Below are 15815 nucleotides of genomic sequence, written 5' to 3'. Positions count from 1 at the left end.
AGGGGAGACGATCATTCGGCCATGAGACCCGAAGTGCAGGCTTTCGTTGCCGATGGACCGCTTCCCGACTGGGACGCGAGCGAGGAAGAGATCGACCGGCGTGAACGCCAGCTGAGGACGATCTCCCGTCCTGTCACCTCCGACGAGGCGACTGCCCTGGCCACCTGCTTCGGTCCCGACGACTGCTACGGCGTCGCCTGGACGCTCGTTCACCTGATCGAGACGGCTCCCAGCCCGGTGCCACAGTGGGAAGATCCGGGTCCGGAAGCTGGCGACTGGGCCGAGGTTCTGCGGGGGAGATGGGGCGGCGGCTTGACGGCTTAACTACATGAGGTGTCTTTCCCCGCGATAGCCAGGGGAAGAGGTACCACCCAGGGCGGGGCGGCGGGGCCGGACACCAGGCACACGAAGAAGTGGCGGACCCGCCGGTCCGCCCCTCACTCCCCGCCCGGCCTACCAGTGCATCCCGAGCGCATCAAGGTCCGCCCGCCGCTGCTCGGTGAGCTTGTCGCCGCGCGCCTGGGTCAGGCCGTGGTGGCCCGCCTGGAGTTGTCCAAGAACACCCGGTTGCGGTGCGCGCCCAGCGGATCATCACTTTCAGCACGTGGGTGAATACGGAGTGATTCGGTCCGCTCGCCCCACCTCGTGGGTCCCGATGAAAGGGACAGCCATGCCTTCGACCATGCGTAACACCGTGCACAGGACGACGAGACCTCCCGTGGGCCGGCGGCTGGCCGCCACGGCGGTCGCGTTGGGCAGTTGTCTGGCGCTCGCCGTCCCGGTGGGAACCGCCCAGGCGGCGGCCGCCGACCCGGTGCCGACGGTCTTCTTCGGTGACTCCTACACCTCCAACTTCGGCATCGCTCCCTTCCAGCAGGACGACACCAAGAGGATCTTCTGCTTCCAGGCGAAGGAGAACTATCCCGCCGCCGCCACCCGGCGCCTGGCGGTCAAGGGCATCACGCTCGATGTCCAGTCGGACGTCTCCTGCGGGGGCGCCCTCGTCAAGGACTTCTGGAGCGAACAGCAGCTGCCCACCGGCAGTCTTCCGCCGCAGCAGGACGCCTTCAAGGCCGACACCAGGCTGGCTGTCGGGAGCATGGGCGGCAACACGCTGGGCTTCCCCAGCATCCTCAAGCAGTGCTCCGACAAGCTCCGGGATCACGCGCTGCTGCCCGGAGAGCCGGTGGACCCGGACGAACCGGCCGCCAGGTGCAGCGAGTTCTTCTCGTCCGGGGACGGAAAGGCATGGCTCGACTGGCGGTTCGAGACGGTCAAGGAGGAACTGGAGGAGATGCTCACGCGGATGGTGTACGTCTCCCCGGAGGCCGATACCGTCCTGGTCGGCTACCCCAGGATCGTCCCCGCGGACACGGCCAAGTGCCAGACCCCGGCCCCCGGCCAGAAGGAACTGCCGCTCGCCGACATCCCCGCGGACGCCCTGCCGGTCCTGGACCAGATCCAGAATCGGCTGAACGACGTCATGAAGGAGGCCGCCACCGCAGAAGGCGCCGCCTTCGTGGACCTCTACGGCCACACCGGCGACAACACGGCGTGCGACGGCGTCAACCGGGGCATCGGTGGCCTCCTGGAAGACTCCCAGCTCAACCTCGGCGGCGAGCAGTCGATCCCGTGGTACGCGCACCCCAGCGAGAGGGGCCGTGACATCCAGGCCGAGCAGGTCGCCGCCAAGGTCGAGCAGATCCTTAACCCGTAAGACCCGCAGAGCGCATACGGCTCCCGGGCCCGCCGACACCCTTGACTGCCGGTGGACTCGGAAGCCCGTCAGCTTCCCCGGCGGCGCGGCCCGTTCGCTGAACCACGGACTTGGCAGCCGCCGCTGACCAGCCGCGCCGGGGCGGTGACTAGGACTCCACCGCCCTGGCGTCCGTGCTCACGCCTCGGCCCGCTCCGGGTCGCGCACCGGCCGGAGGCCGCCAGGCATCTCGGGCAGCAGGAACGAGTACCGGCCGAGCATGTTGACGTGGTGCCGGACGAACGGGGGGAGAGCCGGGCGACGGCGGCGTCCATGTACCGGGTGTTGAACAGGCCAGGGCGTTGAGGACCAGGCCGAGCGCGCCGAGCTGGTCCTCCATGCCGTCCGGGACCGACACGGTCCGAGGCAGCCCGTACTTTGCGATCGCCTGCAGCTTCACCTCTGCCGGGGAGGCGTCCCGGTGGGGCGGGCCGACCTCGATGTCCAGCAGATCACCCGCGAGGAACAACAGCGCCGCGCCCTACCGCCTCCGCCGACTCCAGGTGCTCGACGTGCTTTCGGGGGACTCTCAGGTGCCCTTCACGGGTGTGGAACTGCCGTGCCGCTGCGAGGTCTACTGCCCACTTCGAATCCTGCGTCTGCTTCACGGGCCGCTCATCATCCTCGGCGGGCTGGAGTCCGAGGGTGTTCTCCAAGATCCACTGCTGAACAGGCAGGAGCTGCTCCCACCCGTGCCGCTGCGCGGTGACCCAGCGTCCGAGATCCTTGCCCTGCACCATCACCTCGCCCGCAGCCGCCGGGAGAGGGCCGGCCATGCTGCGCGGCGAGCGCCGCGTCGTCGGCTGCCACGAAGGGCATTGCAGCAGTCCCGATCTCATCCTGGTCGCGTAGCGGACCTTGCCGACCAGACGCGGAAGCACCCACCGCGCGCCTGCCACGCTCGGTTGATGGGGATTCTTGAAGGCGGCCAGGGAGGCTCCTCGCATCACTCGCTCTGGTGTTCAACGAAGTGGGGAGTTTCAAGGAGCGTGGCCCGGGTCGTCGGCTTGGGTGTCCCGCTCGTGGAGTGTGCGGGCCGTGTCGAGACGTCGAGACGCTGACTTCGTGTCGGTGGCCAAGCCGGGATCCTCACGCACGGCCACACCAGCGATCAGCTGCCTGCGGAGAGGTCCCCGTCAAAGGAGCCGTGCCGTGAGTTCCATGCACCGCGTCCGGGCCGCGGAGAAGCCATAGGGCATCTTGGTTACCGCTTCGAAAGCACTCATCTGGACGTCCTCCTCGCCGCTCGCCTCGGCGTCGTAGGTCTCGAAGAGCTTCTCCTCGGCCACGTCCAATCCGGCCGCTTCAATGGCCTGGAGCAGGGCCTTGTGGTGGGCGCAGTGCTGCGCGGCGAGTTCCTCGACCTGCGGGTCGTGGGGGTCGACGGTGTCATCGAGGGCGGCGTCGGCCGCGTCGAGGCGGTCTGCCTCGGCCCGTAGGCCGGGATGGGTCGCCAGGGTGATGAACACGCTGGCCTGAATTGCGGCTCCCAGCGGCCCGAAGATCCGTTCCGTGACCAGCAGGGCGTCCAGGTCGGAGGGGCGCAGTGCGCCAGAAGGCAGGTGGCTGAGCCGGTCCGTGACCAACGAAGAGAGCAAGCCCAGTGGGCTGCCCACGACCCGCAGGCGCTGGACTGCCGCGCGCTGACGCTTGATATCGACCTCCTGGGCGGCCAGGGTCTCCTCCAACCGGCCCAGGACGTCCTCAACGTCCCGGGCTTCGTCGAAGGCGGCCCGCATGTCGTCCAGGCTGATGCCGGCCTCGGACATCTTGCGGATCCACAGCAGGCGGATCATGTCGTCGTAGCCGTAGCGGCGGCGTCCGTCTCCGCCTCGCTCGGGCTCCGGCAGCAGACCGATCTGGTGGTAGTGACGAATGGCGCGCGGGGTGGTTCCGGCGAAGGCGGCGGCATCGCCGATCTTGACTTCGCGGGGAGGCGTGGCGGAGGGGTACATCGCAGACAGGGCCTTTCGTGCTGTGGTGCCCTCGACGACACCACATGCCGCTACGGCATGTGCAACTACACACCACCCGGACCCTGACGGGCTATCGGGCGGTCCCTCGCCATTGGTGTCCCGTCCCAGGGAAAGGCCCGGAATGGGTGGGGAGATCCGTCGAGCCGGCGCGGAAACGACCACGGCCGGGCGTCGGGCAGCGCGGTTGTCCGTCCCGGCTGCCGTGCGGTGGCTGGGGACCGCGCCGACCGCGAATCGTGATGGCTCGGGCGCAGCAGCTGGGAGTCGTACTGCGGAGCACGGAGTTCGGTATCAGCCGCGCGCAGGCGTACCGGCTCCCAGGCGTCGCGGGCGCCCTGCCGTGATCCACGGTGCCGTCTGCGCGCGGACTCCCGTTCCCCGTCGCCGACGACCTGCTCGCCCGCCTCCCACCTATCCAGTTCGACCACATCAATTTTTTCGGCCGCTACGCCTTCACCCGAACTCCGGTCCCTGGCACACACCCGCTGGGCGACCCGCACACCACCGAAGGGGACGTCGAGGAGGAGTGAGCCTGCTGCCGGACACTCCAGGTCCTCGGTCCGGGAGTCCTACCCCTTCGACTTGCGACACCGCCGGGGCGCCGACGGCGCACGAGGCGGATCCCTCCCCGTGTGATCCAGTCAACTTATGTCACGACACATGTGTCGTGTAACATGTTCGATATGAACACTTCAGAGAAGATTCCGACCCTGGTCTTCGTCCCCTGCTTCTCCGGCGCTCCGTGGAGTGCCGAGCAGCTCGCCCCCTATGGCGACGCGCCCCAGCGCACGCTGCGCCTGCCCGAGGGCATCGACGACATGGAGCATTACGCCGACTATGTGGAGAAGGTGGTCGCGGACCTGGACGACTGGGTTCTGGTCGGAGACTCCTTCGGCGCGAACATCGCGCTCGCACTTGCCACCCGCTGCCCGAAGGGCCTGCGCTCCCTGGTCCTGTCCGGCGGATTCGCGGCCAACCCGGTCGACTCGAAGCCGTGGAAGGCACTGATGCGAGTGATCGGCAAGGCCCGTGGCCCGCTCTACACGCAGCTGACTCTGCGCGCCCACGCCCACCGCCTCGCCTCCCCGTTCGACGGCGAAGGGCAGGTGCCCTGGAGCGAGGCGCGCAGCCGCGAACTGTTCCTCGTCAATACCCCGGCCGCGTCCTTCGGCGCGCGCGTGCAGGCCAGTCTCATGGCCGACTACGTCGATGCGCTCGGCCGGGTCCAGGTCCCGACCCTGATCCTGTCCCCCTCGCATGACGTGCTGATCGGCGAGAACGCCTCCAAGATCATGCTGGAGGGCATCCCCGACGCCCGGGAGGTCGTGCTGCCGCGCACCGGCCACATGTTCCGCTTCTCCCACCCGGTCACCTATGCCACCGCGGTCGAGGACTTCCTCGCCGCCGCCCTGCCGGGATTCCGGGCGGGCGCGAGTGCGTAGGGCCGAACACCTGCGGTTCGCGATCCTGGCAGCCCAACGCGAGGGCAACCGGCTCCTGATCCAGGCCCTCAAACCCCACAGCATCACCCCGTCGCAGGCCGAGGTGCTGCGCCTGCTCCAGCAGCACGGCACCTTGAGCCTGAACGGGCTCGGACAGCTCCTGGTGTGCGAGAGCGGCACCAACCCCAGCCGACTGGTCGATCGCGTCGTCGCCGCCGGGCTCGTCGAGCGCCGCACCGCCGCCGAAGACCGCCGCTACCTCCACCTCAGCCTTACCCCCGAGGGCGAACGCCTGGCCACCGAGGTAGCCGGCATCGAAGAGCTCCTCTACGCCTCGATGGACGCCGCCTGCGAGGGCCTGGACACCAACGCGATGCTCGCGTTCCTGCACAACTTCATCGACACCCTGCCCTCAGGCAAAGCCCTCAACAAGCGCCTCGACCTCGACTGACGCCACGATCGCACGAGAGCAGTCGGCCGCGCCCGGCGAAGGAACGACCATGCAATTCGAGAACACCCTGACCACCCACGCGCCCTCCAACGAAGTCTTCACCTACCTCGCGCGGCCCGAGAACCTCCCACGCTGGAACTACGCGCTCGACCACACCGAGCAGACCTCCCCGGGACCGATCGGCGTCGGATCGACCTGCCGCCAGACCCGCGCTCCCGCGCCCGGCCGAAGAGCACTTCCGCATCACCGAGTACGACCTCCTGGCTTCATACGCGACAGTGAGCAGCAGCTCGGGGGCCGTATTCGAGATCGGCCGCCTACGGCTTCCGGAGGGGCGGGGCAAAAGACTCTTAATGGGTTTAGTCAAGCTGCCTGAGCGTCGCTGGCAGCCTTCTCGCGAGGGTTGTACTCCCTCTCATAGAGTCGGCCGTCCCGGAGCATGGCCCAAAGGATGGAGACTCGCTGGCGGGCGACCGCAATGACGGCCTTCTTATGACGACCCTTGTCATGTGTGTAGCCCTGGTACTTGCGGAGGTACATCTCGTTTTCCCACGTTCCCGTGGTCAAGCACGCGATCTGGCTGGACAGGAAGAATGCCCGCTGGAGGGGGCGACTGTACTGGGTCGGGCGCAGGCGGTTTCCCGTGTTCGATCCCGAGTCACGGGAGACAGGGGCCATCCCTGACGCGACAGCGAGTCGCCCAGAGGTCGGGAACCTGGAGATATCCCCGATCGCCGCGAGAAGTTCGGCCGCGAGAACTCCGCCGAAGCCGGGCATGGAAAGGACGATGGGCGCCTGAGGGTGCCGGGAGAGAAGTTCCTTGACCTTCTTCTCCAGCTCCTTCAACCGGTTGTTCATCTCCATGATTTTTTGTGCGAGTTCGGCCACCAGCTCGGCCGCTACGTCTTCTGCGTTAGCCGCTGACTCCTGGGCCCTAGCAGCTGCTAGGGCCTTCTCGGCGATGGCTGCCGCCTTCCTGACTCCACGCTTGGCGAGCCAGGCAGTCAGCCTGCTCTCGCCCATGCGCCGGATGGCCGCCGGCGTCTGGTATCCGGACAGGAGGACCAGCGGACCTTGAGACTGCGCGAAGTCGAAGGACCGCTCCAGCTCCGGGAAGATGCTGGTGAGCAGGGCCCTCATCCGGTTGATGGTCCTGGTGCGTTCGGTTGAGACGTTGCTGCGGTGGGACAGGATGAGCGTGAGTTCCTTTGTGAGCCTGGACGGTGCCGGCGCAGGAACTGTCTGTCGTCGGAGGCAGCGGGCGAACTCGGCAATGATGTAGGAGTCCTTCAAGTCGGTCTTGCCCTGGCCGCTGAAGCTCTTCTTGAAGGCCGCGAACTTCGAACCCGTGACGTACCGCGGATTCTGGCCGTGGTTGGCCAGGACTCCCAGGAGCAGAGATGCCGGACCGTCAATGAGGTCGAGAGCCCAGATAACGTGGTCCGACATGCCCATGGCCTCACCGAATGCGGCCAGGATGTCGGACTCGGAGTTGATTACCTTGCGGTTCCACAGCGACTCGCCGTCGCTGTCGACAACCGTGATCCAGTGGTGTCCTTTTCCTACGTCGATCCCGGCCCATAACTGTGGTGGCCGCTGCGTCATCTCGTCTCTCCAGGTCGATCACGGACGGGGAGCACCAGGCCACCCAGAGCAAGTCCGTTCGAGCGATGGAATCGCAGCTCTTAATCAGCTAGTGAGGGCGACCTGAAGGCTGGCCGACGTAGTCGCGTCGAGCTCCTTAACGGCAGCAGGTTTAAAGTCGCATCCAGCCTTCTGGCTGTAGATACAACGATCATCAGACAGGAGGGACACCCGCCGGCAAGTCCGTACAAGCGATCGAGTCGCAACTCTTAATCAGTAGTCATGGGGTGCCCCGGAAGGCTGGCCGACGGAGTCTTTTGGAGCCCCTTGATGGGCAGGCTGGCTAAAGTCGCATCCGGCCTTCCTGGCTGGACGGAGTTTACAGCTCGACCGGGGGCCCACCTGCACGGCCGTACTGTAGCGATCCTGATCGCAGCTCTTAATTAGCAGCGAGGGCAAGCAGCGACGCCGGTGTCCCGGTGTTGCAACTCATGCCCGATCGAGCCTGCTTGAAGGGTACGGGCTGGCCGACGGAGTCTTTTGGAGCCCCTTGATGGGCAGGCTGGCTAAAGTCGCATCCGGCCTTCCTGGCTGGACGGAGTTTACAGCTCGACCGGGGGCCCACCTGCACGGCCGTACTGTAGCGATCCTGATCGCAGCTCTTAATTAGCAGCGAGGGCAAGCAGCGACGCCGGTGTCCCGGTGTTGCAACTCATGCCCGATCGAGCCTGCTTGAAGGGTACGGCGCTGGCTACGGGGGCAAGTGGTCCGTAGCGGCGGCGCCGTCGCTGGGTGCCATGTCCATGGTCCGTACTGCTGCTCGGAGCCGTGAACATCGACATCGCCGCCGTGCGGGCGCCTCCCACAACGGTGAACAGCTGCTGACGCGAGTCGTGAGCAAAGCCACCCTCTCGTATCGGGGAACGTCAGAAGCTGTTTCTGTACTGACGATGCTGTGGCACGTTCTCTATCGTGAAGCCGTGCCCACCGAACCAGCCCCAGGTCAGCCCGTGCGCGGATACCTCATCACTCCCAACGGGCGGCGCCTCTCTTATCTCGACTTCGGGCCCGCAGGGGGGCGGCCCTTGCTTGGGTTACACGGACACCTCGGCGAAGGAGCTGACTTCGCAGAGCTCGCCCGCGCCCTGAGCCCCGACGGGTGGCGGGTGGTCGCACTGGATCAGCGAGGGCACGGGGACTCCGACCGGGCGAAGCAGTACGACCGGAACGGATACCTCGACGATCTGAGTCTCCTGCTCACCTACCTGGGCCTTGACCATCAGCCCCTGCCCGTTCTTGGGCACTCCCTCGGTGCCATCAACGCCTACTACCTGGCCGCAGCCCAACCTGACGCTGTAAGCGCCCTGATCAACATTGACGGGCCTGTGCACCTGCCAGTCGTGGACCCCGCACCGCTGTCCGTTCTGCTCGGCCTTCCGCACTCCGCTCCCACACGCGAGGAACTCCTCTCCGCCTGCGACTCCCTGACGCCCTTGCTGGAAAACGGACTGCGACCGCACCACGACGGGTGGCGGCTCGGCTTTCACCCTGCGGACATGGTCGACTCCGACACCCGCGTGCTCGGCGACCACTGGAACCAATGGCTGAGCTCCCACTGCCCCGCGCTGCTCCTGCACGGCACGGCCAGCACTGTGCTGCCCACCGCGCAGGCCCGCGAGATGGCATCTCGACGACCCGGCACCACCCTGATCGAACTGAACGCCGACCACTGGCCCCATCTACAAAGGCCGAAGGAGTCAGCGATTGCAATCCGCCGATTCCTCGACTCCATTCTTGGCGGCCGGTGCAGAGGGACCTGACCGGCCTGCGGGTGCCGAATAACCATCCGCCGAGGTCACAGCTTTGATCGCTGATCTAGGCGGCTCGGGGCGATCATCGCGAAGTGGTCGCCCGCTCGGCGTCGGGACGGCATCATGAACTGTCGTGCTGCTGCGTCTGGCCTACCTCGCTGCGACCAACATCCTGGCGATCCTGCGCCTGCTGACGATGAGCAGACACGAGAAGGACATCGAGATCCTCGCGCTCCGCCATCAACTGCTGGTCCTGCAGCGCCAGGTCGGCAAGCCCACCTTCACCGCCACCGACCGCGCCGTACTCGCCGGCCTCCTTCACCGCCTACCGACGGACAAACTGCGACGCCTGTTGTTGCTGGTGCAGCCGGATACGATCCTGCGGTGGCACCGCAACCTACTCAAGCGCCGCCACGCCGCGGCGAGCCGACCACATCGCCAAGGACGACCACCCACCGTACGGTCGATCCGCGCCATGGTGCTGCGCCTGGCCAGGGAAAACCCGCCGTGGGGGTATAGGAGGATCCACGGCGAACTCGCGGCCCTCGGGATCAAGATCGCCGCATCCACCGTCTGGGAGATCCTCAAGGAGCACGGCATTCCGCCCGCGCCCGAGCGGCAGAGCACGACCTGGGCCGAGTTCCTGCGCGGCCAGGCCGAGGCGCTGCTGGCCTGCGACCTGTTCGAGGTCCGCACCCTGACCGGGGCGCGCCTGTACGTCTTCGCCGTCATCGAGCACACCACGCGCCGCATCCGGATCCTGGGCGCCACAGCCCACCCCACGGCGGACTGGCTCGTCCAGCTCGGACGGAACCTGCTCATGGACCTCGAGGGCGCCGGCAGCCGCGCCAGATTCCTCATCCGGGACCGGGACGCGAAGTTCACCGCCGGCTTCGACGCCCTGTTCGCCGACGCGGGCCTGGAAGTGGTCAAGACCGGGATCCGAATACCGCGAATGAACTCCATCATGGAGCGCTGGATCCAGACCTGCCGCCGCGAGCTCCTCGACCGCACCCTGATCTGGAACCAGCACCATCTCCTGTACGTGCTCGATGAGTTCGAGACCTTTTACGATGGACATCGGCCACACCGGGCCCTGGGCCAGGCCGCTCCACTCCGCCCGCTGCCCGAGGTGATCGACATTCCGGCGCGGAGAAGGCGCCTGAGGATCCGCAGGCGAGATCGACTCGGCGGAACCCTCCACGAGTACGAACATGCCGCCTGACCTCGCCGGATGATTATTCGGCACCCGCAACCCGGGGCGGCGAGGTCGCCGGTCGCTCACCGGTCGACCGCGGCAATCAAGGCCTGAAACGCTCCGGCATGACGGCTGGCTACGGCATTCCGCTGGGCCGCGTCCTGGCCGGCGCCAACCGCCACGACAGCACTTGTCACAAGGCGACATTACGAGTGGGATGCGGCGGCCGTCGGCGATGGGCGGGTGAGGGAAGCCGTCACCCTGGACGAGCAGGCACCGCTCACCCGCTCCGTACACCGTCCGTTGACTCCGGCGCGTGACCCGGGAGCGGACCGGACCCGTACAAATTTCGATGGTGAGGCATGAATAGCTTCATCATCTTCCATTCACCGTGTGCGACTGCCAGCATCGGCGCACCGCACCCGTGAGGGAGAAATCTGATGAATCATTCCCGTTCTCTGCGCTGTCTGGCAGCCCTGGCCGTGGTGGCACTCTCGGCCACCGCCTGCGGGCGCTCCGGCCAGGGCGACGCCCCTTCCGGGGCCGAGTCGCAGGCCGCCTCCGGTCGGACCGCGGACGAGCTTCTGCCGGCCGAGTACCGGCAGAAGGGTGTCCTCCGGGTAGCCACCGCGGTCGGCTACCCGCCGATGGAGATGTACGAGCCCGGCACCACCCGGCTCACCGGCGTCGACCCCGACCTGGCCAAGGCCCTTGCCGGGCGGCTCAAGCTGAAGCTCGAACTCACCAACGCCGCCTTCGACGGGCTGATCCCGGGACTGGAGTCCGGACGGTTCGACCTGGTCATGTCGTCCATGACCGACAGCGCCCAGCGGCGCCAGGCAGTCGACTTCGTCGACTACTTCCGCACCGGCGGCGTCATCATGACGAAGCAGGGCAACCCGCAGGACATCAAGTCGCTCGCGGACCTCTGCGGAAAGACCGTCGTCCTCGCCAAGGGCAGCTCCAACCTCCACATCGGCGAGGAACAGAACGCCAAATGCCAGGAGAAGATGCGGATCTCGCAGAGCGAGGACGCACCGACCGGGCTGCTGCAACTGGACAGTGGGCGCGCGGTCGCGACCATCGTCGACTATCCCGTCGCCAAGATGTTCACGAAGAAGAGCAGCGCGTACGAGGTCCTGCCGGAGCAGTACGGCACCGCGCCCTGGGGCATCGCCTCCGCGAAGAGCCAGAGCGGACTGCGCGACGCCGTGCGCAAGGCCCTGCAGGAACTCATCGACAACGGCGGCTACAAGAAGATCCTCGACACCTGGGGAGTCGGCGACAGCGCCGTACCCGAGGCCACCGTCAACGACGGGCAGTGAGAACGGAAATGAGCCACCAGAAAATACCCGGTACCGCTCCCGGCGGGGGGCCGGAAGTCATCCCCACCGACGGGACGCCGCAGGAGGACGAGCTCTCCCTCCAGGTGACCAAACGGCCTCGCCCCGGGCGCTGGCTCGCGGTTCTCGCCGCCGCGCTGTTCGCCGTGTGGCTTGCCTACACCATCATCGTCAACCCCAATCTTCACTGGGACATCGTCGCCAAGTACCAGTTCGACGGCGTGATCCTCAAAGGCCTCGGGGTGACCATTCAGCTCACCCTCATCTCGATGATCCTCGGCATCGCCATCGGGATCGTCGTCGCGGTGATGCAACTGTCCGACAGTCCGGTCCTGCGTCTCACCGCCGGTGCCTACACCTGGTTCTTCCGGGGCACCCCGCTGCTGGTCCAGCTCATCTTCTGGTTCAACCTGGCCCTGCTGTTCCCGGTGATCAGCATCGGAATCCCGTTCGACGGCCCCAAACTCATCAGCTGGCAGTCCAACCAGGTCATCACCGGATTCGTGGCCGCCCTTCTCGGTCTCTCCATCAACGAGGGCGCCTACATGGCAGAGATCGTGCGAGCCGGCATCCAGAGCGTGGATCCCGGCCAGCGCGAGGCGGGCGCCTCCATCGGGATGTCGAACCGCCGGATTCTGTCCCGGATCATCCTTCCGCAGGCGATGCGGGTCATCATTCCGCCGTTCGGCAACCAGTTCATCTCCATGCTCAAGACGACCTCGCTGGTCTCCGTCATCGCCGGGGCCGATCTGATGACCGTGTCCCAGCACCTCTACCTCGCCAACTTCGAAGTGGTCGCGCTGCTCCTGGTGGCCTCGATCTGGTACCTCGTGCTCACCACCATCGCCACCATCGGCCAGCACGCCGTGGAGCGTCGCTACAGCCCCGGCGCCGCTCCCGTGCTGCGGAGCAGGATCCTTGCCAATCTCCTGCCCGGACGCACCAAGAAGGGAGCAGCGGCATGAACGACGTGATCCTCAGGGCTCGCGGAGTCCGCAAGAGGTTCGGCGACACCGAGGTGCTGAAAGGCATCGACCTCGACCTCCGCAGCGGTGAAGTGCTCTGTGTCATCGGCCCCTCCGGGTCCGGGAAGTCCACACTGCTGCGCTGCTTCAACCACCTTGAGCGGATCGACGCGGGGCGGGTGTGGATGGACGGCGAACTGGTCGGCTACGAACAGCACGGCCCGTCCGGCCGGGTGCTGCGCGAGCGGCGCGCCCGGGACGTCCGGCGGCAACGCGAGCGGATCGGCATGGTGTTCCAGCGGTTCCACCTGTTCCCGCACCGCACATCGGTGCAGAACGTGATGGAGGGTCCGGTCGTTGTCAAGGGCCGGCCCCGTGCACAGGCCGAGAAGCAGGCCCGCAAGCTGCTGGCCGACGTCGGTCTCGCGGACCGAGCGGACCACTACCCGGCGCAGCTGTCCGGCGGGCAGCAGCAGCGTGTGGCGATCGCCCGCGCACTGGCCATGGAACCCGCCCTCATGCTCTTCGACGAACCGACCTCCGCCCTCGATCCCGAACTCGTCGGCGAGGTGCTCGGCGTCATGCGCGACCTGGCCCGCAGCGGTATGACGATGGTCGTGGTCACCCACGAGATGGGCTTCGCCCGCGAGGTCGCCGACCGGGTCCTGTTCATGGACCGGGGCGCCGTCGTCGAGGCCGGGAGCCCCGATGTGCTGTTCACCGACCCGCGCCACGAGCGTACGCGGGCCTTCCTGTCGACGGTGCTGTGATGGGCCGCCCCCTCGATCTGCTGCTGCGCGGCGGCACGCTCGTCGACGGAACCGGCGCACCCGCCCGGGAAGCGGACATCGCGGTGGTGGACGGGCGGATCGCCGTACTCCCCGCCGGCGCCCCTGCCTCGGCCGCCGAAACCCTGGACGTGACCGGGCGGGTCGTCGCACCCGGCTTCATCGACGTGCACACGCACTCCGACGCCCTCGCGGCGCCCCACGGAGCCGGCGGAGCCACGGAGCCGATCGACGGTCTCCGTCTCGCTCCGCTGCTCCAGGGCGTCACCACGGAGATCTGCGGCAATTGCGGGACCAGCCTGTTCCCCTCGCTCCCGCGACGGCTACCGGAACTCGCCGAGCATCTCAGGGTGACGTTCGGGCTCGGGCCGGTGCGGCCCGCCGTGGACTTCGACGCGTTCGCCGCCGGACAGGACCCTGCCCTGCGCCACACCCATATCGCCTCGCTGGTCGGCCACGGCACACTGCGCGCCGGAGTGATGGGCTTCGAGGCCCGGCCGCCCCGGCCCGACGAACTGGACACCATGTGCGAACTGCTGGACCGGGCGCTGGCCCAGGGGGCGGCCGGTCTGTCCACCGGGCTGATCTACCCGCCCGGCACCTACGCCGACACCGAGGAGATCGTCGCACTGGCCAGGGTCGCCGCCCGTCACGGCAAGCCCTACGTCACCCATCTGCGCGACGAGATGTCGCAGGTGGAGTCCGCCCTGGAGGAGGCCCTGGAGATCGCGGTGCGCTCCGGCGCCCCCTTGCAGATCTCCCACCACAAGACCGCGGGCCGGCACGCCTGGGGCGCCACACTGCGTACCCTGCCCCGGCTGGAACGGGCCCGCGCCGAAGGCGTGGACGTGCTGTGCGACGTATATCCGTACACCGCGGGAAGCACCGTCCTGCATGCCATGCTGCCCCCGTGGGCGAGTGAGGGCGGCATCGGCGCCCTGCTGGAACGGCTGCGCCGGCCCGAGACGCGCGACCGGATCAGGACGGACATCGCCCAGGGCGTCGAGGGATGGGAGAACACCGTGGGAAACGGAGGCTGGGACCTCATCTCGGTGGCCGCCGCGCAGACGCACCCCGAGGCCGAAGGGCGCAGCATCGCCGACCTCGCAGCCGAGCGCGGCGTCCATCCGGTCGACCAGGCGTGCGATCTCCTGCTGGCCGAGCAGGGCGAAGTGACCATCATCAGCCATTCCATGCGCGAGGACGACGTCCGCAGGGTCCTCGCCAGCCCGTTGTCGATGATCGGTTCGGACGGCGTCCCCAAACCCGGTCGGCCGCATCCGCGCTGGGCGGGGAGTTTCGCCCGGGTGCTCGGCCGTTACACCCGTGACGAGCAGCTGCTCCCGCTGGAGAGCGCGGTGCACAAGATGACCGGATTGCCTGCCGGGCGGTTCGGCCTCACTGGCCGCGGCATGGTCCGCGACGGCGCCCTCGCCGATCTGGTGGTCTTCGATCCGGCGTCGGTACGCGACACCGCCGACTTCGACCGCCCCCTGCTGGCACCCGAAGGCATCGATACCATCGTGGTGTCGGGGCGGGTCGCGGCAAGAGGCGGCCGCCCGACCTCGGCGCGGGCGGGAGAAGTGGTGAGAATCCGATGAGTCTGGCCCAAGTGGCCGCGGCGGCACGGCGTTCGGCCGCGCTGCCGCTCACCCTTGCCGTCGCCGCCGTCGACATCGACGGCGGCGGCACGGTGGGGGTGGACGAGCACACTGTGCTGCCGGTGGCGTCCGCCTCGAAGCTGCTGCTGCTCGCCGAGGTGGCGCGCCGACTGAACACCGGGGAGCTGCCCGCCGACCGCCTCGTGGAAGTGCTCGACGAGGACCTGGCGGGCGGAACCGGTCTGCTGCGCCGGCTGAGCGGGCGCGGCTGGACCGTCGAGGACCTGGCCTGGCTGACCGCCTCGGTGAGCGACAACACCGCGACCAACGCACTCCTGCGCCTCGTGGGGCGCGAGTCCACGGCCCGGCTCGCACAGGAGCTCGGGCTCGATCACCTCACGCTGCACGACAAGGTCCGTGACGTCCGTGGCGCGGACGTGCCGCCCGTCTTCGCCACCGGTACCGCACGGGACCTGGCGAGGCTGGTGACACACGCGGTGCGCGGCACCATGAGCTGCCCGGCTGCCTCGGCCCGGCTGCTGCGTTGGATGCGGGCCAACACCGATCACGGCCTGGTCCCCGCACTGGTCGACCACGACCCGTACGACCCGGGTTTTCCCGAGAGGCCGCGCGACGGGCTTCTGGTGGCAAACAAGACCGGCACCGACACCGGGGTACGTGCCGACGCCGGTTTCATCATCGGCAGGCGCCGGCTGGCGTACGCGGTGGTGGCGCACTGGGACACGGCGCTGGGCCCGAGTACCGAGCGGGCCGCGGTGCATGCCATACGGGACGTGGGCCGGACCCTCGCGGCCTGCGCGGGGCGCCGGACCGTTGTCTGAGACACGGCACACCATCCTCCGAGGTGCGGTGGTCGTGACCGGCGGACCGGTCACGACC

The 15815-nt window shown here is 67.8% G+C and carries 14 protein-coding genes and 2 pseudogenes; 13 read left to right on the top strand and 3 right to left on the bottom strand.

Annotated elements, in window-relative coordinates:
• Window positions 1–21 precede the first annotated feature (21 nt).
• On the top strand, window positions 22–324 hold the full coding sequence (locus tag AADR41_RS13030) for a hypothetical protein (RefSeq protein ID WP_342281529.1): 303 nt from the start codon (window positions 22–24) through the stop codon (window positions 322–324).
• A 358-nt stretch (window positions 325–682) separates the two neighbouring features.
• Complete coding sequence (locus AADR41_RS13025; protein WP_342281528.1) at window positions 683–1717, top strand: SGNH/GDSL hydrolase family protein; 1035 nt, start codon at window positions 683–685, stop codon at window positions 1715–1717.
• A 177-nt stretch (window positions 1718–1894) separates the two neighbouring features.
• Here the strand turns inward: AADR41_RS13025 and AADR41_RS13020 are convergent.
• Both AADR41_RS13020 and AADR41_RS13010 read right to left on the bottom strand, forming a co-directional pair.
• A pseudogene (locus AADR41_RS13020) lies at window positions 1895–2102 on the bottom strand (hypothetical protein); the annotation flags it as partial.
• A gap of 790 nt (window positions 2103–2892) precedes the next feature.
• The gene (locus AADR41_RS13010) at window positions 2893–3711 is read right to left on the bottom strand and encodes a MerR family transcriptional regulator (RefSeq protein WP_342281527.1); all 819 of its coding nucleotides are present in this window, start codon (window positions 3709–3711) and stop codon (window positions 2893–2895) included.
• A gap of 371 nt (window positions 3712–4082) precedes the next feature.
• Between AADR41_RS13010 and AADR41_RS13005 the strand changes: the two genes are divergently transcribed.
• From AADR41_RS13005 to AADR41_RS12995, 3 genes are all read left to right on the top strand, one after another.
• A complete protein-coding gene (locus AADR41_RS13005; protein ID WP_342281526.1) occupies window positions 4083–4262 on the top strand; it encodes a hypothetical protein in 180 nt (59 codons plus the stop codon).
• Between the two features lie 153 nt (window positions 4263–4415).
• A complete protein-coding gene (locus AADR41_RS13000) occupies window positions 4416–5174 on the top strand; it encodes an alpha/beta fold hydrolase (RefSeq protein WP_342281525.1) in 759 nt (252 codons plus the stop codon).
• Window positions 5167–5625 (top strand): MarR family winged helix-turn-helix transcriptional regulator, encoded by a 459-nt coding sequence (locus tag AADR41_RS12995; RefSeq protein ID WP_342281524.1) that lies wholly within the window; start codon window positions 5167–5169, stop codon window positions 5623–5625. The genes AADR41_RS13000 and AADR41_RS12995 overlap by 8 nt, the downstream gene beginning before the upstream one ends.
• A 363-nt stretch (window positions 5626–5988) precedes the next feature.
• Here AADR41_RS12995 and AADR41_RS12990 read toward each other — a convergent pair whose 3' ends face one another.
• Window positions 5989–7230, bottom strand: coding sequence for an IS110 family transposase (locus AADR41_RS12990; RefSeq protein WP_342281523.1), 1242 nt, complete (start codon window positions 7228–7230; stop codon window positions 5989–5991).
• Between the two features lie 872 nt (window positions 7231–8102).
• On the opposite strand from AADR41_RS12990, the gene AADR41_RS12985 reads away from it, so the two are divergent.
• The 8 genes and pseudogenes from AADR41_RS12985 (at window position 8103) to AADR41_RS12950 (ending at window position 15757) form a co-directional block, all read left to right on the top strand.
• Window positions 8103–9029: an alpha/beta fold hydrolase gene (locus AADR41_RS12985; RefSeq protein ID WP_342281522.1), complete on the top strand. Its 927-nt coding sequence runs from the start codon at window positions 8103–8105 to the stop codon at window positions 9027–9029.
• 124 nt (window positions 9030–9153) lie between these two features.
• Window positions 9154–10245, top strand: a complete 1092-nt coding sequence (locus AADR41_RS12980) for an integrase core domain-containing protein (protein WP_342281521.1) — start codon at window positions 9154–9156, stop codon at window positions 10243–10245.
• 26 nt (window positions 10246–10271) lie between these two features.
• A pseudogene (locus AADR41_RS12975) lies at window positions 10272–10427 on the top strand (IS5/IS1182 family transposase); the annotation flags it as partial.
• A gap of 231 nt (window positions 10428–10658) precedes the next feature.
• Window positions 10659–11543: an ABC transporter substrate-binding protein gene (locus AADR41_RS12970; RefSeq protein ID WP_342281520.1), complete on the top strand. Its 885-nt coding sequence runs from the start codon at window positions 10659–10661 to the stop codon at window positions 11541–11543.
• Window positions 11544–11551: 8 nt separating this feature from the next.
• Window positions 11552–12526, top strand: coding sequence for an amino acid ABC transporter permease (locus AADR41_RS12965; protein WP_342281519.1), 975 nt, complete (start codon window positions 11552–11554; stop codon window positions 12524–12526).
• Window positions 12523–13296, top strand: a complete 774-nt coding sequence (locus AADR41_RS12960) for an amino acid ABC transporter ATP-binding protein (protein WP_342281518.1) — start codon at window positions 12523–12525, stop codon at window positions 13294–13296. The genes AADR41_RS12965 and AADR41_RS12960 overlap by 4 nt, the downstream gene beginning before the upstream one ends.
• Window positions 13296–14915 carry an N-acyl-D-amino-acid deacylase family protein gene (locus tag AADR41_RS12955; RefSeq protein ID WP_342281517.1) on the top strand — a complete coding sequence of 540 codons (1620 nt, stop codon included), beginning with the start codon at window positions 13296–13298 and terminating at the stop codon, window positions 14913–14915. The genes AADR41_RS12960 and AADR41_RS12955 overlap by 1 nt, the downstream gene beginning before the upstream one ends.
• Entirely contained in the window at window positions 14912–15757 is an 846-nt protein-coding gene (locus AADR41_RS12950) for a serine hydrolase (protein WP_342281516.1), read from the top strand. Before AADR41_RS12955 ends, AADR41_RS12950 begins: the two co-directional genes overlap by 4 nt.
• Window positions 15758–15815: the final 58 nt, after the last annotated feature.

The sequence above is a fragment of the Streptomyces sp. CLV115 genome (assembly GCF_038448545.1).
Lineage (GTDB): Bacteria > Actinomycetota > Actinomycetes > Streptomycetales > Streptomycetaceae > Streptomyces > Streptomyces sanglieri.
Note: the sequence above shows the minus strand (reverse complement) of the source record. Positions and strands in the feature narration are given on the sequence as shown.